The organism is Paraclostridium sp. (assembly GCF_051657365.1).
Classification (GTDB): Bacteria; Bacillota; Clostridia; order Peptostreptococcales; family Peptostreptococcaceae; genus Paraclostridium.
Window position 1 is genome coordinate 14,604 of record NZ_JBOFKN010000183.1, and the last position, 25,112, is coordinate 39,715.

The following is a 25,112-nucleotide window of genomic DNA, read 5'->3' on the forward strand; positions in this document are numbered from 1 at the left end:
TTACTTTTTAGGTTTAAATGAACTCTTTAGAGGAACTACTCTATTAAATACTAATTTCTCATCAGTAGAATATTTAGAATCTACATTAAAGAATCCATGTCTTACGAATTGGAACTTATCTTGAGGCTTAGCATTTTCTATTGCCGTATTTTCAACAAGACCTTGAACTATTTCTAATGAATCCGGGTTTATTTGCTCTAAGAAGTGCTTTCCTTCATTTTCAGGAGCATCATCTAATATTAATGGTTCAAATAATCTAAATTCACAAGGTACACAAGACGTAGCGTCTACCCAGTGTATAGTAGCCTTAACTTTACGTCCAGTAAATCCTGATCCACTCTTAGTTTCAGGATCATATGTACAATGTATCTCAGTTACATTTCCATCTTCGTCAGTTATAAACTCATTACACTTAACAAAGTAAGCACCCTTTAATCTAACTTCGTTTCCAGGGAATAATCTGAAGTACTTCTTAACTGGTTCTATCATAAAGTCTTCTTGTTCTATATATATTTCTCTAGAGAATGGAACTAATCTCTTTCCTTTAGTTTCATCTTTAGCGTTGTTTTCTATTTCAAGCATTTCAACTTGATCTTCTGGATAGTTAGTTATAACTAATTTAAGAGGTTTTAAAACACCCATAGCAAGTGGAGCTTTAGGTTGTAAATCTTCTCTTACAAAGTAGTCTAACATTTGGCTATCAACAGTAGAATCAGCTTTAGCTACACCTATTTCATTACAGAAGTTTCTTATAGCTTCTGGAGTATAACCTCTTCTTCTAAGACCTGCTATAGTAGGCATACGAGGATCATCCCATCCATCAGTTACACCTTCATCAACAAGTTGTTTAAGTTTTCTCTTACTCATAACAGTATTTGTAAGGTTAAGTCTAGCAAACTCTATTTGACGAGGTACTTTTGGCATTTCACATTCAGATACAACCCAATCATAAAGTGGTCTTTGGTCTTCGAACTCTAATGAACATAGAGAGTGAGTTATTCCTTCTATAGCATCTTCTATTGGATGAGCAAAAGCATACATTGGATATATGCACCACTTATCACCTGTGTTGTGATGGTGTGAATGAGATATTCTGTATATTGCAGGGTCTCTTAAGTTTATGTTAGGAGAAGACATATCTATTTTAGCTCTTAGAACTTTTTCACCGTCTTTAAATTCTCCGTTTTTCATTTTTTCAAATAATTCAAGATTTTCCTCTACAGATCTGTTTCTATAAGGACTTTCTTTTCCAGGTTCAGTTAAAGAACCTCTGTAAGCTCTCATTTGTTCTGCATCTAAGTCGCATACGAAAGCTTTCCCTTTTTTTATAAGAAGGATCGCTCTTTCATACATTTCTTCAAAGTAGTTTGATGCAAAGTATAAGTTAGTCCAATCAAAGCCTAACCATTGAACATCTTCTTTTATAGAGTTTACGTACTCTACATCTTCCTTAACAGGATTTGTATCATCGAATCTTAAGTTTACGTTTCCGTTGAACTCCTTAGCTAATCCAAAGTTTAAGCATATAGATTTAGCGTGACCAATATGTAAATATCCATTTGGTTCAGGAGGGAAACGAGTTATGATAGTATCATGTTTTTTAGATTCTAAATCATTAACTATTATGTTTCTTATAAAGTTTGATGACTTATTTTCATTTGACATATTCGTTACCTCTTATCTATTAAATTTGTATTATTATTATATAATTACTATTATTAATAATTTTAATTCAAATTGGAAAAAAAATAAAGGACTAGGAGTTAATTTATTACATTTATAGTGAAAAATATGTAAAGAAAATGGTTTCATTACTTAAAATTAAGTGGATTTTAAATTTAAATTATACAAAATTTACTGAAAATAAATAATCCACAGACTTATTAACAAAATATAAACAATATTAACAATTTAATAATGAAATCTAAATATAACTTTGTTATAATTTAATTAGAGTATTTTTATTAGGGGTGGGGTAATGTTAGATTTTAAATTTTGTAGTGAAATATTAAAAACATGTCCTTTTCCATACATATATGGAGAGGTAGTAAAAGATGACGATAATATATTTACTGACTTTATAATAAAAGACTTAAATGATAAAACTTGCAAATTATTAAAGTTAGATTTAAATGACATAGAGGGAAGAAGTATAAAAGATATAATTCCGTGGATAGTAGATGAAAATTTTAAAAATGGAACATCAGATGAGGATAAATATATACCACAGTTAGAAGGATGGTATAAGATATCTGTATCATCCTTAGGTGAAGATAGGTATGTAGTATGGATTATAGAAAATAAAGAAATAAAACCTGTAAAAACATTAATGTCCTTAGGTGATGCTATACCGGATTACATATTTTATAAAGATAAGGATAGCAATGTTATTGAATGTAATAGAAGCTATGCAGAAGAGTTAGTAGAGTTAGAGAGAGCTGATATTATAGGTAAAACTGATAGTGAGTTACCTGTGGTTGATGAAGATTTTGAAAATTATAGAATTAGAGATTTAGAAGTAATGGAATCAAAGGTAACAAAAACATATTATGAGCAAGTCACTTTGAAAAGTGGAGAAATAATACATTTAGAAACTATAAAGACACCTCTATTGACTGAAAATGGAGAAGTTGCAGGACTTATAGGTATAGCTAGGAATATAAATGAGAGAAAAAAACACGAAGAAAATTTAGAAAAAGCTAGGTTGGAGGCTTTGGCTAATATTGCACATGAATTAAGAACACCTCTAAACCTTATATTTAGTTCTGTTCAAATGTTAAATTATAGATATGAAATTCTTAATAAGAAAACTAAAAATAAGGATGATAAGTATTTAACTATAATAAAACAAAATGGATATAGATTATTAAAATTAGTAGATAATTTAATAGATTCTACCAAATTAACGTATGAAAACATAGAGTTTACACCACAAAACTATGATGTGGTAAGTTTTGTTGAAAGTATATGTGATTCTGTTAGTGACTTTGCAAATCAAAAAAAAATGAATGTAATATTTGATACAGATGTAGAAGAGAAAATTATAGGATTTGATTTAGATAAAATGGAAAGAATTATATTAAACTTGCTATCTAATGCATTAAAGTTTAATAAGCAGGATAAGGACATACAAGTAACAATAAAAGATTTAAAAGAAAGTATACAAATAAGAGTTAAGGATGAAGGGATAGGAATACCACAGAAAGATTTGCATAAAGTGTTCGATAGATTTAAACAAGTCAAACATAGTGAAGCAGATAGCAAAGTAGGTAGCGGAATTGGACTAGCATTAGTTAAATCTTTAGTAGAACTACATGGAGGAAATATACATGTAGAAAGTATTTTGGGAAAAGGTAGCGAGTTTATATTCAATATACCTAATTCCTTATGCAATGATAAATTAGAAATATTAAATACAGAGAGTTTAAAAGAAAAATTTGTACAAAAAATAGAAGTTGAATTTTCAGATATATATGCATAAAAGTGGATGCTCTATAAAGAGACATCCACTTTTTTTACTTTTGATTCTATGTTATTTACTATGTGTTTAAACCTTTTTTTTACTTTAGACTTGTAAAAAAACTTAGTGAGAGTATCTAGTATCTTATTTGGATTATTACTATTAATAAATTTTTCAATAGAAGTTAGCTCTGTCTCATCTTTATTTATTTTGGTCAAAACATATCTAGAAACAAAAGTTTGACCTTCGGTAATAAAAGTTATCTCATATACTTTATCCCTTTTAAAGTCAGTTATTTCTAGATAAGAAGTAGAAACTTTTTTTCCTTTAGAATCTCTTTGGACATTTTTTGTTGTTTTAGAACCAATTGGATTTTTCATATTTATTTTTTTAAAAGTATCCTTAGCATTTTCCATAAATACATCAAAAATTTTATCTGGTGTTGAGTCTATAATTTTTTTGTTTTCATATTTTATCATTTAATTTCCCCCAAATACATGCGTCATAATAACGTTTTCTAGATGCATTATAACATAAATTAGAGCAAATAATAAATTTAAATTATAAAATTCAGTTTATAAAATATAATTTTCTAAAATTAAAGAAAAATAAGAAAATATTTACATTGACAAAATATGTTTAAATAGATTTGACAGTGGTATAATCATATCAAAATTAAAAAATAAACTTAAAAGTTTGGAGGAGTTTTGTATGGAAGCAGATAAAATGACACAGAGAGTCCAAAAAAGCTTAAATGATGCTTTTAGTGAAGCTGTTAAAAATCATAACCAACAAGTAGATACAATACATTTACTTTATTCATTAATAGACCAGGAAGATGGATTAATACCGAGAATAATTGAAAAAATGGGTATTTCTGTTGAAGATCTAAAAGTAAGTGTAAAAACTGAACTTTTAAAACTACCTCAAATACAAGGCGAGGCAGCTAGTTCACAGGGTGTAGTAGCTACAAGAAAATTAAATGAAATATTAATAAAGGCAGAGGAAATTTCTAAAGAATTTAATGATTTATATATAAGTGTTGAACATTTATTTTTAGCTATAATAGAATTAGAAAAACATACAAATATAGGAAAAATATTTAAAGAGTTTAATATAACTAAAACAAATTTCTTAGAAGTTTTATCAAAAGTTAGAGGAAATCAAAGAGTTGAGACTCAAGATCCAGAAGGTACTTATGATGCATTAGCTAGATATGGTACAAACTTAATAAACTTAGCTAAGAAAAACAAATTAGACCCAGTTATAGGGCGTGATGAAGAAATAAGAAGAGTTATAAGAATCCTTTCAAGAAGAACTAAAAACAACCCAGTTTTAATAGGTGAACCTGGTGTTGGTAAAACTGCTATAGTAGAAGGTTTAGCAGAAAGAATAGTAAGAGGAGATGTTCCAGAGGGACTTAAAGATAAAATTATATTTGCACTTGATATGGGTTCATTAATAGCAGGAGCTAAATATAGAGGTGAATTTGAAGAAAGATTAAAAGCGGTACTTAAAGAAGTTCAAGGTGCTGAAGGTAAAATAATATTATTTATAGATGAGATACACACAATAGTAGGTGCTGGTAAAACTGAAGGTGCTATGGATGCTGGTAACTTAATAAAACCAATGTTAGCACGTGGAGAGCTTAACTGCATAGGTGCAACTACTTTTGATGAATATAGACAATATATAGAAAAAGATAAAGCATTAGAAAGAAGATTCCAACCAGTTATAGCAGATGAGCCAAGTGTTAGTGATACTATATCTATACTTCGTGGGCTTAAAGAAAAATTTGAGATACACCATGGTATAAGAATACACGACTCAGCAATAGTTGCTGCTGCTAAATTATCTGATAGATACATACAAGATAGATATCTACCAGATAAAGCTATAGACTTAATAGATGAAGCTAGTGCTATGATACGTAGTGAAATAGATTCTCTACCAACAGAATTAGATATTGTTAGAAGAAAAATATTTACGCTAGAAACAGAGAGAGAAGCACTACTTAAAGAAGAAGATGAAGGAAGTAAAAGAAGACTTGAAAAACTTCAAGATGAATTAGCTGATTTAAAAGCTAAAAATGATGATTTAACAGCAATATATGAAAAAGAAAAATCTCATATAATGAATGTTAGAAATCTTAAAGCTCAACTAGATGAAGCTAGAGGAGATGTTGAGCGATATGAGAGAGAATATGACTTAAATAAAGCTGCTGAACTTAAATATGGAGTAATTCCAAATCTTGAAAGCGATATTAAAAAAGCAGAAGATAAGATGGAATCAGATAATGAAACATCTCTATTAAAAGAAGAAGTAACAGAAGAAGAAATAGCAGAGATAGTAGGTAAATGGACAAATATACCTGTAACTAAGTTAGTTGAAAGTGAAAAAGAAAAATTACTTAGATTAGAAGATGAGCTTAAAACTCGTGTTATAGGTCAAGATGAAGCCGTAACTGCTGTAAGTAATGCTGTTATTCGTCATAGAGCAGGACTTAAAGATGAAAATAAGCCAATAGGTTCATTTATATTCATAGGACCTACAGGAGTTGGTAAAACAGAACTTGCAAAAACTTTAGCTAGAAATTTATTCGATAGCGAAGATAATATAATAAGAATTGATATGAGTGAGTACATGGAAAAACACGCTGTATCAAGACTTATAGGACCTCCTCCAGGATATGTAGGATATGAAGAAGGTGGGCAGTTAACTGAAATGGTTAGAAGAAATCCATACTCAGTTATACTATTTGATGAAATAGAAAAAGCACATGAAGATGTATTTAATCTATTCCTTCAAATATTAGATGATGGTAGACTTACAGACAACAAAGGTAAAACTGTTGACTTTAAAAATACTATTATAATAATGACTTCAAATATAGGTAGTGCTTATCTACTAGAAGATAATGACGAGTATGATGGTACAATAAAAGAAGCTACTAAAGAACTTGTAATGAATGAAATGAAGAGCAGATTTAAACCAGAGTTCTTAAATAGAGTTGATGATATAATAATGTTTAAACCACTTGATAGAGAAGGCATAAGAAAAATAATAGATATATTCTTAGATGATTTAAGAAGAAGATTAAAAGATAGACAAATAACTTTAAGCATAACAGAAAGTGCTAAGGATATACTAATAAGAGAAGGCTATGATCCTATATATGGTGCGAGACCACTTAAGAGATATATAGGAAATATACTAGAAACTAAAATAGCTAAAATGATAATTGCAGGACAAATATACAATGGTTGCAACATAATTATAGATGGAATTGATGAAAATATAGATATAAGAGTGGGAAACATATAACCATCAAAAGGAGAATACCATAATGATTAGAATCATGATGAAAGATGGAAGTGAGTATGAAATCGACTACAAAAATACAGCAGATTTTATAGAAAACTTCTTAAAAGATAAACTAACCTCAAATGGAGAACTTCCATGTAAGTTAGTAAAAATAGATGAAGGATCATATATAAACTTAAATGCAATATCATCTATAGAAGAAGAACTTGACATAGTTGGTGGAATAGATTCTATTATTCCATAAAAATAGAAAAAAGATCTCACAGGATAGCTAGCGAGGGATGAATATGTAAGTTGCAGCGACATTTCAAAGCATTTTTTCAGCTTTGGGAGCAAAACTTACATATTCATTCTTCGCGACCTGCTATTTGAGACATCTTTTTTAATTTTAAAACTCGCATAAATCGCTTAATAATTTAACTGGAATTTGAACCTGAGTAACATACTCATCTTTTTTTGATGTTTCATAAATATCTATTTTATATATCTCTAAAGGATCACCTAGTATTGTGTAATTATTAAATTCTATGAACTTAAAAAGCATAGGTAATATTTTTGCTGTTTGTTTGTAATCACCTTTGTAAGTATATGTAACATAATAGCCTTCATCTATTAGTATATTGTAATTGGTAACGTTATCATCTAGTAGGTAAAATATTGATTTATAATTATTAAAAACACCTTTAGATACACTTTTAGTATCAAATACTGCACCAAAGTTACTGTTGCCTAATACATAAAATTTATCATCGAATTTTTCGTTTAATCTTTGAATTAAATAATCTACATTTTCATCAAAAGTAACGTTAGAATTAACAGTAAGAGCTTTTCTTTTGCCCATATATAAAAGTTCTATTCTATTGAAATTAGTATGTTCTAGGGTATTACCAATAGAACTTAATCTTTTATTTAAACTTTCCCTATGCGTTGTTAACTCGTCTAGTTTTTCATCTATTAATTTTATTTCTTCTTTTAACATTTGTTTTGTAGTATCTACATTTCTGTTTTCTAAGTATTCTTTTATTCTCTGCATAGAAAAATCAAGACTTCTAAGTTCTTTAATTAAATTTAAATTACAAATATCTTTAATAGTATACATTCTATAAGAATTTGTATCTCTTCCTGGGTTTAAGAGACCTAGCTTTTCATAATACTTAAGTGAATCTCTACCAAGATTATATATTTTTGATAATTCTCCTGTTTTATAGTATTTTTTTTTCATGAAAATCACCTCATTAAAAATAATATTTTTTTTAGTGTTGACCTGAGTATTATACCATAGTTTATATTTAATAGGTGGAAAGGAGAGGAATATTATGGAGAATATAAAAGATTTAAAAACACAATTTAAGCAATATGTAATACCATCAGTAGCATCTATGTGGGTATTTTCACTGTATTCTATGGTAGATGGAGCTTTTGTAAGTAGAGGAGTAGGAAGTGAAGCCTTAGCTGCTGTTAATATATCTACACCATATATAAATACTTTATTTGCTATATCAGTTTTATTATCAACTGGTGCATCAACTGTAGTATCTATGACACTAGGAAAAGGGGATAATAAAAAAGCCAGTGAATATTTTACTTTGAACACTGTATTATTAGCTATCATATCTATCTTTATTACTGTATTTAGTTTACTTAACCTAGAAAAAATAGCTATATTTTTAGGAGCTACAGAAACTACATTACCTCTAGTCAAGGGATACTTAGGAAATATTATATTATTTGTAGCTTTCTACTTAGTATCTTATGGATTAGAATTACTAATCAAATGTGATGGGTATCCTCATCTATCTACTATAGGAGTAATAATTTCTGCTATAACTAATATAGTTCTAGATTATATATTTGTTATAAAATGGGGATGGGGAGTAGAAGGTGCAGCTATAGCTACGGGTATAGCAAGAGTATTATCAGTAAGTTTCTTTATATGGCATTTTTTAAGAAGAAAAGGAAAATTGAGATTTTGCAAATTCAAATTTGAGTTTGACTTTATAAAACGAATAGTATTAATAGGTATACCAGATTCTATGACTGAAGCTAGCTTAGCAATTGTTATATTACTGTTTAACCAAAGCATACTAAGATTAATTGGAGAGTCTGCATTAGTTAGCTACAGTGTTATATGCTATATAACAACATTAGTTCTTACAACTATGTTGGGAATTTCTCAAGGGCTACAACCTATATGTAGTTATTACTACGGAAAAGACGACGATAAATCAGTATTGAGTCTTTTAAACATGAGTTTAAGTTATATTAAAAAATCTTCAGTAATAGCATTTTTATTAGTTGTAATATTTGCAAACCAAATAGTCGCTATGTTTATAGATAAAACAGATCTTGCTTTATTTAATTATACAGTTAAGACATTAAGAATATCTTCTATAGCTTACTTAATAATGGGATACAATGTAATAATATCTGGATTTTGTGTTTCAACAGGAAGTGCTATACATGCAACTATAATATCTCTCGGAAGGGGTTTGGTTGTAATTACATTAAGCTTAGTAGTTATGACATCTATATTTGGGGGAGCTGGTATATGGATGACAACTTTTGTATCAGAAGTTATAGTTTTAATAGCAGCAATCTATATACTTAAAAGAAATAAAGATAGAATACAAAATGATTTAGATATGAGTTTAAACATAGAAATAAATGAAAAAAGTACTAGAGTAGTCTAGTACTTTTTATTTGCATTTAATTAATTTATATTTAGTATTTTAAAAAAATCATTAACAGTATCTAATAAATATTTTCCCTTATAATATTCAATTTTAACTTCTTCAAAATTTTCAAATTTAAGTACTTTTTTAGGTCTTTCTTCAAATACACCAATTATATTAAAGTTTTCATCTAAGAAAGCTATAGTAGGACCTTTAAAGCTTTCTTTTTCTATTCCTAAAGCTTCACTCATGAACTTTTTACCTCTAGCCATAGTTATAACTGATATATCAAAATTATCGTTAATATCAACAAATTTTTTTAATACAGATATATTAAGCTGGAAATCTGGACACCAAATCTCACCAGAAATTAAACAATTTACTTTGTTTGGATAGCTAAATATTTTATTAAAAAGGTTTTCATCTAAGTTTATACGAGCTGTATTTTTAGGTATTCTAGCTCTTTCAGATTTACTTCCACTTCCTACACAACTCTCAAAGCTTTCACCTACGTTATATAAATCCCTAATACTCATTTCAATAGCCATAATCTGCCTCCCTCACCTTTTATATGCTTATAAAAAATTATATCTAAATAGTATAAATTAGTAAATGATTATATATTTAATAAAATATTGACGATTTTAAATATATGGTTCAAAATATAAAAGTAAGGATATAAAAGGAAAGGATTGATCAATATGACAGAGGAAAAGAGATGTAGCAAAAACGAAAGCACTACTATGATAGTAATGACACTTGCTATTATGTTTTTAAACATAATAGGAGTTATAATAGGACTTGTATCATGGAAGATATATGGAAAAGATTCTGAATTTATAAAGAAAAATGGATTAAGAGTTATTGATTTTTACATATCATTTGTAATATATGAGATGGTAGTTTTGCTTTTATGCATAGTAAAAATAGGAACTTACTTGTTACCAATAATGACGCTTATATATGCAGTTATACTTATTATGGCTATTATATCCTATTATAAGCATAAAGAATTTAAATTTCCTTTAAGTTTTAGATTTCTAGAAAAATTAAGTAAATAAAAAAAGAATGAGAATATCTCATTCTTTTTTTATTTACTTAATTAACGAACTATAGTATATATCATATAAGCAAAATAAATTACGATAAAAATGATACCTTGATTTTTATTAAGTGAATTATTTTTTTTCATAAATAAGTATAGTAAAATTGTTATAGCTGTCATAAATACTGTATCTATTAAAGCCATTGTACTTATAGTCATAGGATGAATTACAGCAGCTAACCCTAAAACTAATAATATATTAAATATATTAGAACCAATAACATTTCCTATAGCTATTTCTGTTTCACCTTTTCTAACAGCTATTACAGAAGTTACAAGTTCAGGGAGAGATGTTCCCATAGCCACTATTGTTAAACCTACTAAGTTAGCACTCATACCAAATGATGTTGCTATATTAGTTGCTGAATCTACAACTAAGTCTCCACCAAATACTATACCAACTATACCAACTATACAAACTACTATAGTTTTAGGTAATGAAACAGTTTTTGTATCAGAAGCTTCAATAGCTATAGCTGTTTCTGAACTAGAATCTTCATTATTTTTTGAATTTATATTAGACTTTATCATGTTCATTAAGAATAAAACAAATAAAACTAAAAATACTAAACCATCTAATCTAGTTAATTCTAAGTTAAGACTTAAAACTAAAAGTAGAGCACTTATAAATATTAAAAATGGCGTATCTTTTTTTATAGTATCTTTTTCAACTGGCAATTTAGCTATTATAGCTGATATTCCTAAAACAATAAGTATATTAAAGAAGTTAGAACCAACAACATTAGCTATACTCATATCGTTTTGGCCAGCTAATGAAGAAGATATACTAACAGCAGCTTCTGGAGCACTGGTTCCCATAGCAACTATTGTTAAACCTATAAGCATAGGTGGAACATTGAATCTTTTAGCAATTGAGGATGCCCCCTCAACAAATATATCGGCTCCTTTAATAAGCAAAGCAAAACCAATTATTAAGATTAAAAATGACATAAAAACCTCCCCTTAAATTGTTATTTTTATAATAAATAGTATAGCATACTAAATTATAATAGAAAATACTTCCACAAATATATATAAGAAAACAAACAACTTTTAAAACTTAGATACATATAATATAAAAAAGGTAAAAAGGAGAATTGAAAATGGTAGCACTTGGATGTATTCTAGTAGGTTTAGGATTGGGGTTAACTATAGGAAATATGCAAGAGACCATAGCACTTTCTTTAGTTGGAATTATAGTAGGTATTTTTTTATACACTAGGATGGGCGTATATATACAGTTGAAATTTAATAAAAAAGTAAAATCAGTAGTATATACAATAGCTGGGATCGCAATTGGTGTATTAGTTGGTGTTATTACAGGTGAAATGAAAGGTTCTATAATGATAGGTATTGGAGTTAGTTTTATTGCAATAGATATTATGAAATATACAAGAAACTTAAGAAGTGTTAAAGAAAGTGACGAGATTGATTAAATCATTAGATATACCAAAACTTTAAAAAAAGTTTTGGTATATCTAAATTTTTTTGCGTATTAACAAATTTATAAATATAAAATTAGTACTACGAGTACATAAATATTAAAGATTGATATAATATTTAGTGTAAGTAAAAATTAATATTGGGGGGATAAAATGGAAGCGAGGACTCAAATAAGCCAAAGTGAGATAAGAAAAGCCATACAAATAATGGTGCTTCCTATAGTTATAGAAAGCATACTACAAATGACGTCGGGATTTTGTTTAACAGGCATGATGGGAAGACTAGATCCTGTATCTATAAGTGCTTTTAGTTTAAGTAATAGAATAATAAATATAACCTGGGCTATTTTAAGAGGAATAACTATGGGAAGTGCGGTATTTGTAGCTCAAGCATATGGGTCTAAAAACACTAAAGAGATAAAATATATAATAAAGCAGACTATGATAGGACTTAGTGTTTTAATTTTTCTTATTCAGCAATTCATATTTTTCAACACAGAATTTGTGTTGTCTATATTTAATCCAAGCAATGACTTAATGTATATTGCATCTAAATGTTTAAAAACTTCTTCTTGGGCTTTATATTTTATGAGTGTTATGCTTATATGCACATCAAGTTTACAGTCTATGAATAAAGCAAAAATTTCTATGAAAATAGCAATGTCTATGAATATAACCAGTATAGTTGTTGGATATTTATTTATATTTGGCAATCTTAATATGCCAAAACTTGGAGTTCAAGGAGCAGCAATTGGAACTTTTAGTGGATATTTTTTAGCATGTTTTTATGGAATGTACTTAATGTTTAACACTAAAAAAGGATATGTATATTTTGGAGAAAAGATAGATGGAATGAAGTTTAATTTAAAAGAATTTATAAAAGGTTTAAAACCAGATATTAATCAAATTAAAAATGTATATAAAATAGGAATACCTATATCTCTTGAAAACTCTTTTTGGCAATTATCTACTATTATATTAACTCGTGCAATATTAAACTATGGAGAAGTAACACTTGCAGCATATCAACTAGGACTTCAAGCCGAGTCTATATCTTTTATGCCATCAAATGCTTTTGCAATAGCAGCTACAGCTTTTGTAGGTCAGTGTGTTGGAGCTAAAAATGAAGAGTTAGGAAATCGTTATATGAAAGAACTGTTTAAATCTACAATAGTAATAACTTTAATAGCTTCTATTCCTTTAATATTTTTTCCAAAACAACTTATGCTAATATTGACTAATGATAGTCAACTTATAGATATAGCAGCTAAATATTTAATAGTTATGGGAGTTATACAACTTGCAGGTAATTTAGGGGGAGTAATAAATGGAGCTCTTAGAGGGTCTGGTTTTACAAAGCTTCCGATGACTATATCTGCAATTGGTATATGGGGTATAAGAGTTCCTCTTACTATTTTTATAGTATATTTTACAAAGCTAGATATTCAGTGGGTTTGGATAGCTATGGGGTTAGATGTTTCTGTAAGATGGGTTATTGGATATTTTATATACAGGAAAAAAGACTTGTATTCCTCTAAAGGTGAGTTTATAGAAGCTTTAGAATGAAATGAATATAAAATAGATGTTTTAATAAGTTATTAAAGCATCTATTTTTTTATTAGATATATTTTATTTATTATAAAAATTAGACTGATGTAGAGCTAGTATTAATCTTAGAAAAAATTTATTTATATTCAAAAATAAGAAATAAAATATAATATAGAAAGATTTTAGAAAGGCTAATTAACTAAAATAAGAGAAGACATAAAAATTAAATTAACTATGTCGATATGATTAATTTTTATATTATACAAATTTATAGACTGTGTAGCTTTTTACTTAGTGGATATAATATAAGCACAGCTAAAAATAAATACAATTTATGACTATTGTAGTATAAAAATAATTGTAAAAATCAAATTCAGTTTATTTGATTAAAAATATTTATTTAGGTTAAAAAGGAGAATATAATATGACAAATAATAATTTTTTTAAGTTTGAAAAGAAAAATGATGATTTTCCGTTTTACAATGGAGAACCGATTAGTTTTACAGCATTACAAAGTTGGTTTCTTTTAATTATATCAGTTGGGAGTACAATTGTTTTTTCAGATTTGGGAAATTTAATACCTGATTATATTGGACCGTTTATAAATATAATCATCCCGTTAGGTGCTTTTATTCTTGTGGTTAAATCAAATTGGACTAAACTTTTTAGAAAAATTTATTTTAAAGATATTTTATTAGTATTTGGAGTATTGATAGTTAACCTAGGAGTTAGTATAATTATGGGATATTTATTGTCGAAATTTGCAGGAGCAGGTGCGAATCCTGTTACTGGCGTTATTAAAGAAAGTTCAAATTCTGATAATATAATTTTATTTGTTAAAATAATTCCCATGCTTTTTGGAGAAGAATTAATTACTATTATTCCATTTTTAGTTATCTTACAATTTGCAAACAAAAATTTAAAACTTTCTAGAAAAAAAGCGGTAACAGTAGCATGGGTTTTATCAGCTATTATTTTTGGAGCTATTCATTTAGAAACTTACAATTGGAATATTATACAAGCTATCTTGGGAATTAGTGTTGCTAGATTAGTGCTTACATACCCATATGTAAAAACAAAAAATATTTGGATTTCAACATTTGTTCACATATTAAATGATTGGTGCTTATTTTTACCAGCTTTGTTAATGAAATAAATTAAATAATTGAATTTAAAATTTAACTAATAAAAATGGCTACACATATATGTAGCCATTTTTGTTAGTTAAAGAGTCTCCATTTTGTCCCACCCTTAGTATCTAGTATTTCTATATGTTCATTTAATAAAATGGTCCTTATTTCATCTGATTTTTTCCAGTTTTTGTTTTTTCTATATTCATTTCTAATATTTAAAAGATTTTCAATCCAATTTATTTTATCTTGGTTTAAAGTCAATCGATTATTGTTTATTAACTTTAAACCAAATACTAAGTCGAAATTATCTATTAGGATTTTTTTTTCTAAGTTATTTAAATTATTAGATTTTATAACATCAAATAATACAGTGAATCCATTTGATATATTAAGATCATCATTAATTTGCTTTTTAAATTTATGAGTATAATCTTTTAGTATAAATTCATTAATTTGTGAACTTGCATCTATGTTATCAAGTATAGTTTGAATTTTGTTTTTTAAGCTAATTAAAGATTTACTAGCTTCTGATAAATTTTCATAGCTAAAGTCTAGAGGTTTTCTATACTTAGATTGAAGAACATAATATCTGTATACCAATGGGTCGAATTTATTTTCTATCAACTTATTTAAAGTTAAAAAATCTCCACTAGATTTAGACATTTTGCCGTTATCAACTACTAAAAACTCACCATGCATCCAATAGTTTACCCATTTGTGACCAAGTGCTCCTTCTGATTGTGCTATTTCGTTGGTATGATGCACTGGAACATGGTCTATTCCTCCACAATGAATATCTAAATGCTCTCCTAAATACTCAATAGCCATTGCAGAACATTCTATATGCCAACCTGGAAAGCCTACTCCCCAAGGTGAGTCCCATTTTAAAATATGATTTTCATATTTAGAGTTTCCAAACCATAGTACAAAATCTAGTGGATTTTTCTTAAATTCATCTACATCAACTCGATTACCAGCTTGAAGTTCTTGGATACTTAGGTTTGCAAGCTTAGAGTAGTTGTCAAATTTATCTATTGAAAAATATACGTTGTTATTAGCTATATAAGTGTATCCTTTTTCTTCTAAAGTTTTTATTAAATTTATAATGCTTTTTATATGTTCTGTAGCTCTTGGGATTTCGTTAGGAAGAATTATATTTAATTTTTCTAAATCCTTTATAAAAGCATCTTCATAAAATCTAGCTATTTCTAAAACACTTTTACTTTCTCTTTTTGCCCCAAGTTCCATTTTATCTTCACCATCATCAGCATCTGATTGTAAGTGACCTACATCTGTTATATTCATTACATGTTTTACTTCATAGTTATTGTACTCTAAAACTCTTTTTAAAATATCTTCAAATATATAAGTTCTTAAATTTCCTATATGAGCAAAATTATATACAGTTGGACCACAAGTATACATTTTAACTTTCATAGGTTCTATAGGTATGAATTCTTCTGCTTGCTTAGTTAGGGTATTAAAAAAATTTAATTTCATTTTGTAGCCTCCTTGTTATTTATATAAAAAAACTACAGATAAGCTATAGTTTTTCCTGTAAATAAGAAAAACTACAGTTTGCCTGTAGTTGGTTTTTAATATTATTAGATAAATATAATTAATTGATATTAAAATGGACACAGGTATGTTGTTAATTTTAAGTTTTTATTCTTTTTAAAACAACAACAGCAACAGTTCATCATATTAATATCCTCCTTTTATAAGTATTTAATTTTATAGTATGTTATTTTTATCAAAAATGCAATTACTTATTCAAATATTTTGATTATTTCTTATTTTAGATTATAAATGAACTGTAATATTGAATGTATTAATTAAGTATATTTTATAGAGGTGATGAAAATGAAAAATAATATTATGGACAAATTAATGAAAAGCTATTTTAAATATTTAGGAATAGCCAATATTCTTTTTTACTCTATTTACTTAATAAATTCTAAAAACTCAGCTTTAGGAGTAAGAGATATCGTATTTATGATAATAGCTTCAATATCTATGGTTTTAATTCCTGTATTATATTTAGTTATTATGACAAAGCAAGAAAAACTAGAAAATGTACATATGTATATGAATATTATTATAGTAACTATGTGTTTTGACATATTATTGCTAAGTATAGGAAGTGAATTTAGCTTTATATATCTAATTAAATCTATAGTAATATCATTATTTATATTTACGCCAGCAAGAATGGCTATATCAACATTAATTGGAATTATTCTGAATATACCTAAGAAATTAATGTTTAAAAATACGTCCAATTAAAATTTGTTAATGGAGGAGATTATATGAAGAGCTTTATCAGTCCAGATAACACTTGGGTATTGTGGGCTATTATAACAGGATGGGCTGCTTTTAGTATTTATTTAGAACAAAAGTATGATTGGGCATCCAAGGTATCTGGAGCAATTATAGCACTTATAGGTGCTATGGTATTATCTAATTTTAATATTATACCTGCAGAAGCGCCAGTTTATGATCAAGTTTGGGGCTATGTTGTACCACTAGCTATAACGCTTTTATTGTATCAATGTAATATAAAGAAAATAGGAAAAGAAAGTGCTAGGATTTTAACTATATTTTTAATAAGTTCTGTAGGAACTATGATAGGTGCAATAGTTGGGTACTTAGTTCTACACAAAATAATACCAGATTTAAATATGGTAGCGGCTATGATGTCAGGGTCATATATTGGAGGAAGTGTAAACTTTGCAGCGATGTCAGGGGCTTTTGATGTACAAGGGGATTTGGTATCGGCAGCAGTAGTTGCAGATAATTTATTAATGGCTTTATACTTTTTTGTATTAATGGCGATTCCATCGGTAGCATTTTTTAGAAAGAAGTTTAAGCATCCTCACATAGATGAAATGGAGAAGCTAGATTCTAAATATGGTGAAACTATAGCAGCATCTTATTGGGGAAGAAAGGAAATATCTTTAAAAGATATAGCTTATGCAGTTGCAAGTGCATTTATAATTGTAGCTATATCTACAGAATTAGCGGGATTTTTGAAAAGTGTAATACCAACTACGAATCCTATCTTAACTATGTTTAACAGTATTTTAGGTAATCAGTATTTAATAATAACCACTTTAACTATGTTGCTTGCTACCTTTGCTTCTAAGTTTTTTGGAGAGATAAAAGGAGCACAGGAGATCGGCACTTTTTTAATTTATATTTTCTTTGTGGTAATTGGAGTTCCAGCATCTATACCTTTGATTATTCAAAAGTCTCCGCTTTTACTTTTATATTGTGCAGTAATGGTTATTGTAAATATGGTTATAACATTTACGGCTGCGAAGTTACTAAAATTTGATTTGGAGGAAGCAATATTGGCTTCAAATGCAAATATTGGAGGACCAACAACGGCTGCGGCTATGGCTATTTCTAAAGGGTGGACTAAACTTGTAGGACCTATATTAATAGTAGGTACATTAGGGTATGTTATCGGGAATTACTTTGGATTGTTTATAGGTAATATTTTGATGTAGTAAGATTAAATTATATATTAAATAGGATTTAATATAGAGGTGGAAAAATAGAAAACAAGATGCATTTTAAATATAAAATATAGTACGAAAATCAAGTGTTAGATATTTAAAATATATATTGAGAACATATGAATAGTTGAAAACTTGAGAAATTATATTAAAATAAGTAGAATAAGATATTTATCTTATTCTACTTATTTTAATATATCCAATATTTTTGTATTATTTTACTCAGAATCAATATTAATTTTAGGAGATCTTTTTTTAGAATCGTTAAATAAGTTTAAAATGTCATCAAGCTCTGATTTTAATTTGTATAAATCCATTTTATCTATATTATAATTTAAAAATAAATGTTCTATATCAAAACAAATAGTATTTAGCTCACTTGTGATTTCTAGGAATAAATTAAAGTTGTTACTGTTTTTAGCATTGTTAAACTTTTTAATATCTCTTTCTATGAAAGATACAACCTCATATTCCTTTTCAAAAACTCCTTCGGGAATAGGATAGGGCTTGATTCTTTGTAAAAAATATTTATTTTTTGTATTTATATTATAAGTATATAAAACTTTTAAATTGTCAGTAATTTCGAATTCAATAAAATAAAGTAATCCATTAATTTTTCTTATATCTGTAGCTCCAATATATCTAAGTCTAGTCTCGATAGTGTCCCCATAAGCATTATTTAAAATACTCATATTAAACCTCCTAAAGTATTATTAAAAAAGAAGTAATAAATAAATTGTTGAAATTATTATAGATAAAATCATTAGAGGGAAACCTATTTTGAAATAGTTTTTAAAGGATATAGAATAACCATTTTTTTCACCTACATTAGATAAGACAATATTAGCAGAAGCTCCTATTAAAGTTCCATTTCCACCAAGACAAGCGCCTAGGGATGTAGCCCACCATATAGGAGTAACATCAACTCCTTGAACTTGCATAGTCAAGATTAGTGGAATTAATGTAGCTACGAATGGAATATTATCTAAAAATGATGATATTATAGCAGATAGCCAAAGAATCACTAGCATAGTAAGTGTTAAGTTTCCACTTGTTGCATTTATTAAATATAAGGCAACAAAGTCGATTATTCCAACTTCTACAAGACCACCAACTATAACAAATAATCCTACAAAGAAAGCAATTGTAGACCATTCTATGCTTGCAAGTATTTCATCTACATCTTGTTTTCCTATAAAAATCATTACAGTAGCACCTGTTAAAGCAATTACACTAGACTCGATATGAATTATATTATGAAAAATAAATCCAAGTAAAATAAGTATAATCATAATTATACTTTTTATAAGTAATGATTTATCTTTTATTGCTTTATTTTCATCTAGTTTTAGAATTTCATTTTTGTACTTGTCATCTACGAAAAGGTGATCTTTAAATATAAATCTAAAGCATATTATAGTGAAAAATAATATGATTATAACTACGGGACCTAGATTTATTACGAAGTCTGTAAAACTTAGGTTAGCTGCACTGCCTATCATGATATTGGGGGGATCTCCTATTAGTGTAGAAGTACCACCAATATTAGAAGCTAGAATTTGAGTTATTAAAAATGGAACAGGATTTATTTTTAATATTTGGGTTACAACTATAGTCATTGGACCTATTAGTAAAACTGTAGTTACATTGTCTAAAATAGCTGATAAAATAGCCGTTAAAATCATGAAGCATAGCATTATTTTCCAGGGATCTCCCTTAGATTTTTTTGCTGAAAAAATTGCTATATATTCAAATAAACCAGAGTTCTTAATGACGGACACGAAAAGCATCATACCTATTAAAACACCTATAGTATTAAAATCAATATGTGAAAGTCCGCTTTCAACGGATACTATGTTGAATATAACCATGATTAGAGCACCAGCCATAGCAGCAACAGCTCTGTTTACTTTTTCAGATATAATAGCAATCATGACTAATGAAAATATACAGATTGCTATTACTTGACTTATGTTCACTACAATCGCCTCCTGGTAAATTAGCATTTATTAAAAATTTAAAGTTATAATAAAGTATAGTTAAAAGTTTAAAAATGTGTTAAATAATAGCAAGATTTTATAAAAATAAAGATAATAATTGAATTTGTTAAATATAGTTGGTATTTATATAAAAAATAGCTTTAATATATTAATAAATTAAAGTTTAGTAAACTATATTTATTGGTTTAATTTAATAATTTTTAAGAATGAGTTTATAAGAATATTAGTTTTAAATACAATTAAATTAGTATTGAAAAATTTGAAAGAGTATAAGATATAACAAATATTTGACAATATGAATAGTTATATTGAAGTAAGTTGAATGGATTATGGTTATGTTTATAAAAAATTTAAAATTTTTAATAGGAAATTTACTAAAAATTGTTGCTAAGTTTACAAAATGGAGTTACAATTATTAATGTAGACAAGCGGATGTGGCGGAATTGGCAGACGCACCAGACTTAGGATCTGGCGCCATTGGCGTGGGGGTTCGACTCCCTTCATCCGCACCAATAGTTAAAAAGAGTAACGCATTTTAAAAATACTCAAAACAACCACAGTGGTTGTTTTGAGTATTTTTTATTTATAAGATTGCAATATAACATGTTATTAGAAAAGTAAGTTTAAGTAAAAGAACTAAATTTTAGATATATGTATAATATCATCAAGAGATAGATTACTTTAAAATGCAGAATATGACACATATATAATATGATTAGTAAGATTATTCACTCAAATATAATTGATTTTATTGCATATAAACTTAGACAGAGTTTATATTTTTATTTAGTGGGCACAATATATAAAGTGTATGGTAATTGTAAATTATAATATGGATACAATAAAAATAGGAGGGTATGAATTTGTCAGTATCTAAAGAAAGTTTATTTCAAAAAGCTAAAAATAGTAAATATTTACCTAATTTTATAATTGCGCCTATATTGGCATTTATGCTATTTATAGCAGGTCAATTAATTGGTCAGTTTATATCTATGATGTTATATTTACCAATGTCTAAGTTAGGTGTTTTTTTAAATTTAAGTCCAAATTTTATGGAGGTATTTTTACGATTAATATTTACAACATCGATAACAATACTACTTACATTTTTATGGATTAAATTTATTGAAAAAAGAAAAATATCTTCAATAGGTTTAGAAAGTAATAATTTAATAGTAAAATATATAACTGGGTTTGTAATTGGACTTGCAATGATGACAGCTACAGTAGTAGTACTATATTTATTTGGAGCGATAACAGTAGAGACCTCCCCAAAACAGTTAGTAGGAAGCCTAGCAATAATTAACGTAATATGTATATTACCAGCATGGATGATTCAAAGTGCTAGTGAAGAAATAGTTGCTAGAGGATGGCTAATGAATGTTTTAGGAGCTAGATATACACCAGCAATTGGATTAATAATTTCTTCAGTATTTTTTGGAGTATCGCATTTAGGTAATCCAGGTGTAAGCTTTATTGCTATACTTAATATAATATTAGTTGGATTATTCTTAGGAATGTATGTAATAAAAACTAATGATTTATGGGGTGCTTGCGGAATTCATGCAGCTTGGAACTTTTCTCAAGGAAATATATTTGGATTTGAAGTTAGCGGAGGTGACGTTTTAATAGGATCTATAGTAGACTTAAATCTAAAAGGAAATGAACTTATATCAGGGGGGATATTTGGGCCTGAAGCAGGTCTAGGAGCAACTATAATTATATCCATTTGTATAATTGTAGTTGGAATTAGCTTTAAGAATAAAAAAAATTGGTGTTAGAGAGATTGAAAAGTCGACCTAAATATAAGGTCGACTTTTATAGTTTTTTTAGCAGTACTTAGGCATTATAGGTGCATCTTTAAAAACATTAAAAGAAACATCTACTATACAAGAATCCTCATCATGCTGAGATTTTAAATAATCAACAACAATAGCTCCTATCTGTCTGCCTAAACGTAAACCTTGTGATAAGTCAGATTTAAAATGAATTCCACCATAAAGTCTAGAAATGGAAGCATCTTCAGCCAAGTTATGAATTTTAGAAGCTTCTTTAGGGAAATAGTATGATAACACAATTTCTATAGCACCGGATACCACAGAGTGGCCAGATGGATAAGTTGGAAACTTAGGAGTATTTAAAAATGTATTTAAGTTTCTATCTAACTGACAAGGTCTAGGGTAATCCCATAAATATTTTAAATTCCAAGTAATAATAAATGCATCATTTATTAAGTTTTGAAGACAAGATAATATCCTAGCAGATTTAGGAGGAGTAACAGAATACGTATTTATAAGTGTTAAAAAAATAGGAGTCCACTGCTGAATGGGAACTCCAGTGCCCCAAAATGTTGCCATATTTTTTTGACAATAAGTCAAATTTTGTTGAACTTCTTGAACCTCAATAAGCTCATCTTGATAATTTATATTACAAGGGTTAAGAATTTCAAAAGCTATAGGAGAACCATTGATTTTAGAAAATGTATTATCTGGATTTTTTTTAAAATAATAAAGTGGCCAAGAACCAGCAAGATTATCTATACCATGAAATACCTTGTCTTCATTTGGATAAGGTATTTGAGACCATTTATTAAGGTATGAAAAGTTATTTGGACTGCTTCCACATTTATTACAACAAAAATTTTTACAAGTCATTAACTGTAACCTCCATTATATATTTATTAGGTACAATATAAAATATTACTAATTAGAATGATATGTTACAAAATGTTGTAATTTTAGATATTTTGCAATGAAAAATATAGAGCTTATTAAATAAAAAAAAATTATAAGTAAATATTTTTTCAAATTAGATACTAATATATCTAGAGCTTTTAAATACTAAAGATATTAATATGGAGTATAGATGGATAATTAAAAGGGACTGAATTGGTACAGTCCCTTCGTTTGAACTTATAAAATAGGTTTTTTAGAATTTCCTCTTACATCAATGTCTATTATTTCAACTACATCATTTCCTCTATACCCAACAAGGTAACTAGTCATATTAGCACAAGAACAAGAATGATTAGGAATTATTTGGATTTTATCTCCAACTTTAAGATTAGTATCACCAACTATTTGTATTTTACCAACTTCTTCAGAAAGTCCTATAATATTTAATTCATCATGGTTTTTAACTCTACCAAATCCAGTTATTAAAGTACTACCATGAGCACCCTTATCAAGACCCAAACACTTACTTCCCACATCCACTATAAATAAATCTTTACTTGGCTTAGATATTATAGTTCCAAGAGCAGTTAAAGAACAATCTTCTTCTTTACAAATATCAAGAGATAATTGTATGTTATCATAAAATGGATAATTTCCAGGTCTTAAAACATCTAAATTTTCATTATCGACTACATCAAAGAAAGTAGGTGTACTTCCAGTAGCAACTACATCTATATTAAAACCATGCTCAACTAAAAGTTTTTTAGCTGTAGTCATACGCTCAACTTCTTGATTAGATATAGGTAAAACTTCCGCAGGAGAAGCTACAGAGTAAACATGACCAGGATGTGTACTTATACCTATTAATCTTAAATTTTCAAACTGAGATAACTCTTTAGCTAATTCAGGTGCATTCTCAGGAGTAACACCTAATCTATTAAGGCCAGAGTTTATCAATATAAAGTATTCGCCATTCATATTTTCCTTATATAATTCTTCGCTTAAAGTTTTCGCAGATTCTAAATTATCAAAACTAAATATTATTCTAGCTTTTTTAGATAAGGTTATAGCTCTTTTTATATTAGAAACATTTGCTATTGGATAAGGGAAAGTAATAGCTGTTATACCAGATTCTACAAAAGATTCAGCCTCGTCTATGGTACCTACTAATAGTCCTTTAGCACCAAACTCTATTTGCATTTTAGCTAATTTGCTAGATTTATGAGTTTTAGTCATAGGCCAAAGTTCTTTATTATTTTTATTACAAAGATCTTGAACTATCCTTAAGTTATTTTCTAAGGCATTTAAGTCTAATATAAAATTAGGTGTAGATAATTCATTTATTTTCATGCTGTAATTCTCCTTTTAGACACATAATATTTATTTTTATTAAATTATATTTAATTTATATCGACATAATTAACTTATATTTAATTTATATCAAAGGATTAATATAAAGTCAAATGAAATTTATAAAAAATAAAAAACTAATCATAGCTTGAAATTTAATGTTAATTAATATAATCTAAAATAGAATAAATAAAAGAACGGAGATTTTTTATGAGTGATGTTAATATAGGAGAAAAAATAATAGAATATAGAAATCAAAGACAAATGACAATAAAAGAAGTTGCAGAAATTACAGGAGTAACACCTTCACTTCTTAGTCAAATAGAAAGAGGTCTTTCAAATCCATCTATAAATACGCTAAAACTAATATCGAAAGCCTTAGATGTACCGTTATTTTGCTTTTTTAAAGAAAATAAAAATGGTGAAGAATTAGTAGTAAGAAAAGATAAAAGAATAAAACTTACTTTTCCAGAAAATAATAATTTAATGTATGAAATGTTATCTCCAAGTTCTAATGGAGATATACAACTTATGTCTATGGACTTAACTACAAACACAGCAACATCAGAGGAGTTAATGAATCATGTAGGTGAAGAAGTATCAATAGTTTTAGAAGGAAAAGTAGATTTAGAACTAGAAAATGAAGTAATAACATTAAAGCAAGGTGATAGTGTAAAGATACCTCCTCACATGAATCACAGATGGATAAATATTTACGAAAAAACTTCGAAAATTATATTTGCAGTAACTCCACCAAGTTTTTAAACAAAAAATGATTTAAAAAATATAACCTTGTAAATAAAATAGCCTTAATTTCTATATAGAAATTAAGGCTATTTTATAATGAAATTCGAATAAACATAAAATCTATACAGTAATTTG

Annotated in this window: 22 protein-coding genes and 1 tRNA gene; 13 read left to right on the forward strand and 10 right to left on the reverse strand. The window is 27.5% G+C overall.

What is annotated here, in order from left to right; translation table 11 throughout:
• The gene (locus tag ACRCYC_RS14440) at positions 1 to 1,665 is read right to left on the reverse strand and encodes a glutamine--tRNA ligase/YqeY domain fusion protein (RefSeq protein ID WP_438619836.1); all 1,665 of its coding nucleotides are present in this window, start codon (positions 1,663 to 1,665) and stop codon (positions 1 to 3) included.
• 313 nt (positions 1,666 to 1,978) lie between these two features.
• Between ACRCYC_RS14440 and ACRCYC_RS14445 the strand changes: the two genes are divergently transcribed.
• The gene (locus ACRCYC_RS14445) at positions 1,979 to 3,481 is read left to right on the forward strand and encodes a PAS domain-containing sensor histidine kinase (protein WP_438619837.1); all 1,503 of its coding nucleotides are present in this window, start codon (positions 1,979 to 1,981) and stop codon (positions 3,479 to 3,481) included.
• An 11-nt stretch (positions 3,482 to 3,492) separates the two neighbouring features.
• Here the strand turns inward: ACRCYC_RS14445 and ACRCYC_RS14450 are convergent, their stop codons facing one another.
• Complete coding sequence (locus ACRCYC_RS14450; protein ID WP_438619838.1) at positions 3,493 to 3,939, reverse strand: DUF3284 domain-containing protein; 447 nt, start codon at positions 3,937 to 3,939, stop codon at positions 3,493 to 3,495.
• Positions 3,940 to 4,171: 232 nt separating this feature from the next.
• Here ACRCYC_RS14450 and clpB point away from each other — a divergent pair, with 232 nt between their 5' ends.
• Together clpB and ACRCYC_RS14460 are read left to right on the forward strand one after the other, a co-directional pair.
• On the forward strand, positions 4,172 to 6,784 hold the full coding sequence (gene clpB / locus ACRCYC_RS14455; protein ID WP_438619839.1) for an ATP-dependent chaperone ClpB: 2,613 nt from the start codon (positions 4,172 to 4,174) through the stop codon (positions 6,782 to 6,784).
• 22 nt (positions 6,785 to 6,806) lie between these two features.
• Complete coding sequence (locus tag ACRCYC_RS14460) at positions 6,807 to 7,028, forward strand: hypothetical protein (protein WP_438619840.1); 222 nt, start codon at positions 6,807 to 6,809, stop codon at positions 7,026 to 7,028.
• Positions 7,029 to 7,172: 144 nt separating this feature from the next.
• Here ACRCYC_RS14460 and ACRCYC_RS14465 read toward each other — a convergent pair whose 3' ends face one another.
• Complete coding sequence (locus ACRCYC_RS14465; RefSeq protein WP_438619841.1) at positions 7,173 to 8,006, reverse strand: MerR family transcriptional regulator; 834 nt, start codon at positions 8,004 to 8,006, stop codon at positions 7,173 to 7,175.
• 94 nt (positions 8,007 to 8,100) lie between these two features.
• Between ACRCYC_RS14465 and ACRCYC_RS14470 the strand changes: the two genes are divergently transcribed.
• The gene (locus ACRCYC_RS14470) at positions 8,101 to 9,474 is read left to right on the forward strand and encodes an MATE family efflux transporter (RefSeq protein WP_438619842.1); all 1,374 of its coding nucleotides are present in this window, start codon (positions 8,101 to 8,103) and stop codon (positions 9,472 to 9,474) included.
• 20 nt (positions 9,475 to 9,494) lie between these two features.
• Here ACRCYC_RS14470 and ACRCYC_RS14475 read toward each other — a convergent pair whose 3' ends face one another.
• Positions 9,495 to 10,004, reverse strand: coding sequence for a thioredoxin family protein (locus ACRCYC_RS14475; protein WP_438619843.1), 510 nt, complete (start codon positions 10,002 to 10,004; stop codon positions 9,495 to 9,497).
• 153 nt (positions 10,005 to 10,157) lie between these two features.
• Between ACRCYC_RS14475 and ACRCYC_RS14480 the strand changes: the two genes are divergently transcribed.
• Positions 10,158 to 10,517, forward strand: a complete 360-nt coding sequence (locus tag ACRCYC_RS14480) for a DUF4870 domain-containing protein (protein ID WP_438619844.1) — start codon at positions 10,158 to 10,160, stop codon at positions 10,515 to 10,517.
• A gap of 41 nt (positions 10,518 to 10,558) precedes the next feature.
• On the opposite strand, the gene ACRCYC_RS14485 is transcribed toward ACRCYC_RS14480, so the two are convergent.
• Entirely contained in the window at positions 10,559 to 11,512 is a 954-nt protein-coding gene (locus ACRCYC_RS14485) for a calcium/sodium antiporter (RefSeq protein WP_438619845.1), read from the reverse strand.
• A gap of 152 nt (positions 11,513 to 11,664) precedes the next feature.
• Between ACRCYC_RS14485 and ACRCYC_RS14490 the strand changes: the two genes are divergently transcribed.
• From ACRCYC_RS14490 to ACRCYC_RS14500, 3 genes are all read left to right on the forward strand, one after another.
• A complete protein-coding gene (locus ACRCYC_RS14490; RefSeq protein WP_438619846.1) occupies positions 11,665 to 11,997 on the forward strand; it encodes a hypothetical protein in 333 nt (110 codons plus the stop codon).
• Between the two features lie 159 nt (positions 11,998 to 12,156).
• On the forward strand, positions 12,157 to 13,569 hold the full coding sequence (locus ACRCYC_RS14495) for an MATE family efflux transporter (RefSeq protein WP_438619847.1): 1,413 nt from the start codon (positions 12,157 to 12,159) through the stop codon (positions 13,567 to 13,569).
• Positions 13,570 to 13,975: 406 nt separating this feature from the next.
• Positions 13,976 to 14,707: a CPBP family intramembrane glutamic endopeptidase gene (locus ACRCYC_RS14500; protein WP_438619848.1), complete on the forward strand. Its 732-nt coding sequence runs from the start codon at positions 13,976 to 13,978 to the stop codon at positions 14,705 to 14,707.
• Between the two features lie 64 nt (positions 14,708 to 14,771).
• On the opposite strand, the gene cysS is transcribed toward ACRCYC_RS14500, so the two are convergent.
• The gene (gene cysS, locus ACRCYC_RS14505; RefSeq protein ID WP_438619849.1) at positions 14,772 to 16,184 is read right to left on the reverse strand and encodes a cysteine--tRNA ligase; all 1,413 of its coding nucleotides are present in this window, start codon (positions 16,182 to 16,184) and stop codon (positions 14,772 to 14,774) included.
• Between the two features lie 363 nt (positions 16,185 to 16,547).
• On the opposite strand from cysS, the gene ACRCYC_RS14510 reads away from it, so the two are divergent.
• Both ACRCYC_RS14510 and ACRCYC_RS14515 read left to right on the forward strand, forming a co-directional pair.
• Positions 16,548 to 16,970: a hypothetical protein gene (locus ACRCYC_RS14510; RefSeq protein WP_438619850.1), complete on the forward strand. Its 423-nt coding sequence runs from the start codon at positions 16,548 to 16,550 to the stop codon at positions 16,968 to 16,970.
• 23 nt (positions 16,971 to 16,993) lie between these two features.
• Entirely contained in the window at positions 16,994 to 18,196 is a 1,203-nt protein-coding gene (locus ACRCYC_RS14515; RefSeq protein ID WP_438619851.1) for a DUF819 family protein, read from the forward strand.
• Between the two features lie 227 nt (positions 18,197 to 18,423).
• Here the strand turns inward: ACRCYC_RS14515 and ACRCYC_RS14520 are convergent, their stop codons facing one another.
• Together ACRCYC_RS14520 and ACRCYC_RS14525 are read right to left on the reverse strand one after the other, a co-directional pair.
• Entirely contained in the window at positions 18,424 to 18,897 is a 474-nt protein-coding gene (locus ACRCYC_RS14520; RefSeq protein WP_438619852.1) for a hypothetical protein, read from the reverse strand.
• Between the two features lie 21 nt (positions 18,898 to 18,918).
• Positions 18,919 to 20,211 carry an SLC13 family permease gene (locus tag ACRCYC_RS14525; protein ID WP_438619853.1) on the reverse strand — a complete coding sequence of 431 codons (1,293 nt, stop codon included), beginning with the start codon at positions 20,209 to 20,211 and terminating at the stop codon, positions 18,919 to 18,921.
• Positions 20,212 to 20,633: 422 nt separating this feature from the next.
• On the opposite strand from ACRCYC_RS14525, the gene ACRCYC_RS14530 reads away from it, so the two are divergent.
• Positions 20,634 to 20,717 (forward strand) — tRNA-Leu (locus ACRCYC_RS14530).
• Between the two features lie 351 nt (positions 20,718 to 21,068).
• The gene (locus ACRCYC_RS14535) at positions 21,069 to 21,986 is read left to right on the forward strand and encodes a CPBP family intramembrane glutamic endopeptidase (protein ID WP_438619854.1); all 918 of its coding nucleotides are present in this window, start codon (positions 21,069 to 21,071) and stop codon (positions 21,984 to 21,986) included.
• Between the two features lie 48 nt (positions 21,987 to 22,034).
• Here the strand turns inward: ACRCYC_RS14535 and ACRCYC_RS14540 are convergent, their stop codons facing one another.
• On the reverse strand, positions 22,035 to 22,859 hold the full coding sequence (locus tag ACRCYC_RS14540; protein WP_438619855.1) for a phosphatase PAP2 family protein: 825 nt from the start codon (positions 22,857 to 22,859) through the stop codon (positions 22,035 to 22,037).
• A 258-nt stretch (positions 22,860 to 23,117) separates the two neighbouring features.
• The gene (locus ACRCYC_RS14545) at positions 23,118 to 24,230 is read right to left on the reverse strand and encodes an alanine racemase (protein WP_438619856.1); all 1,113 of its coding nucleotides are present in this window, start codon (positions 24,228 to 24,230) and stop codon (positions 23,118 to 23,120) included.
• Positions 24,231 to 24,440: 210 nt separating this feature from the next.
• On the opposite strand from ACRCYC_RS14545, the gene ACRCYC_RS14550 reads away from it, so the two are divergent.
• Positions 24,441 to 24,995 carry a helix-turn-helix domain-containing protein gene (locus ACRCYC_RS14550; protein ID WP_438619857.1) on the forward strand — a complete coding sequence of 185 codons (555 nt, stop codon included), beginning with the start codon at positions 24,441 to 24,443 and terminating at the stop codon, positions 24,993 to 24,995.
• Positions 24,996 to 25,112: the final 117 nt, after the last annotated feature.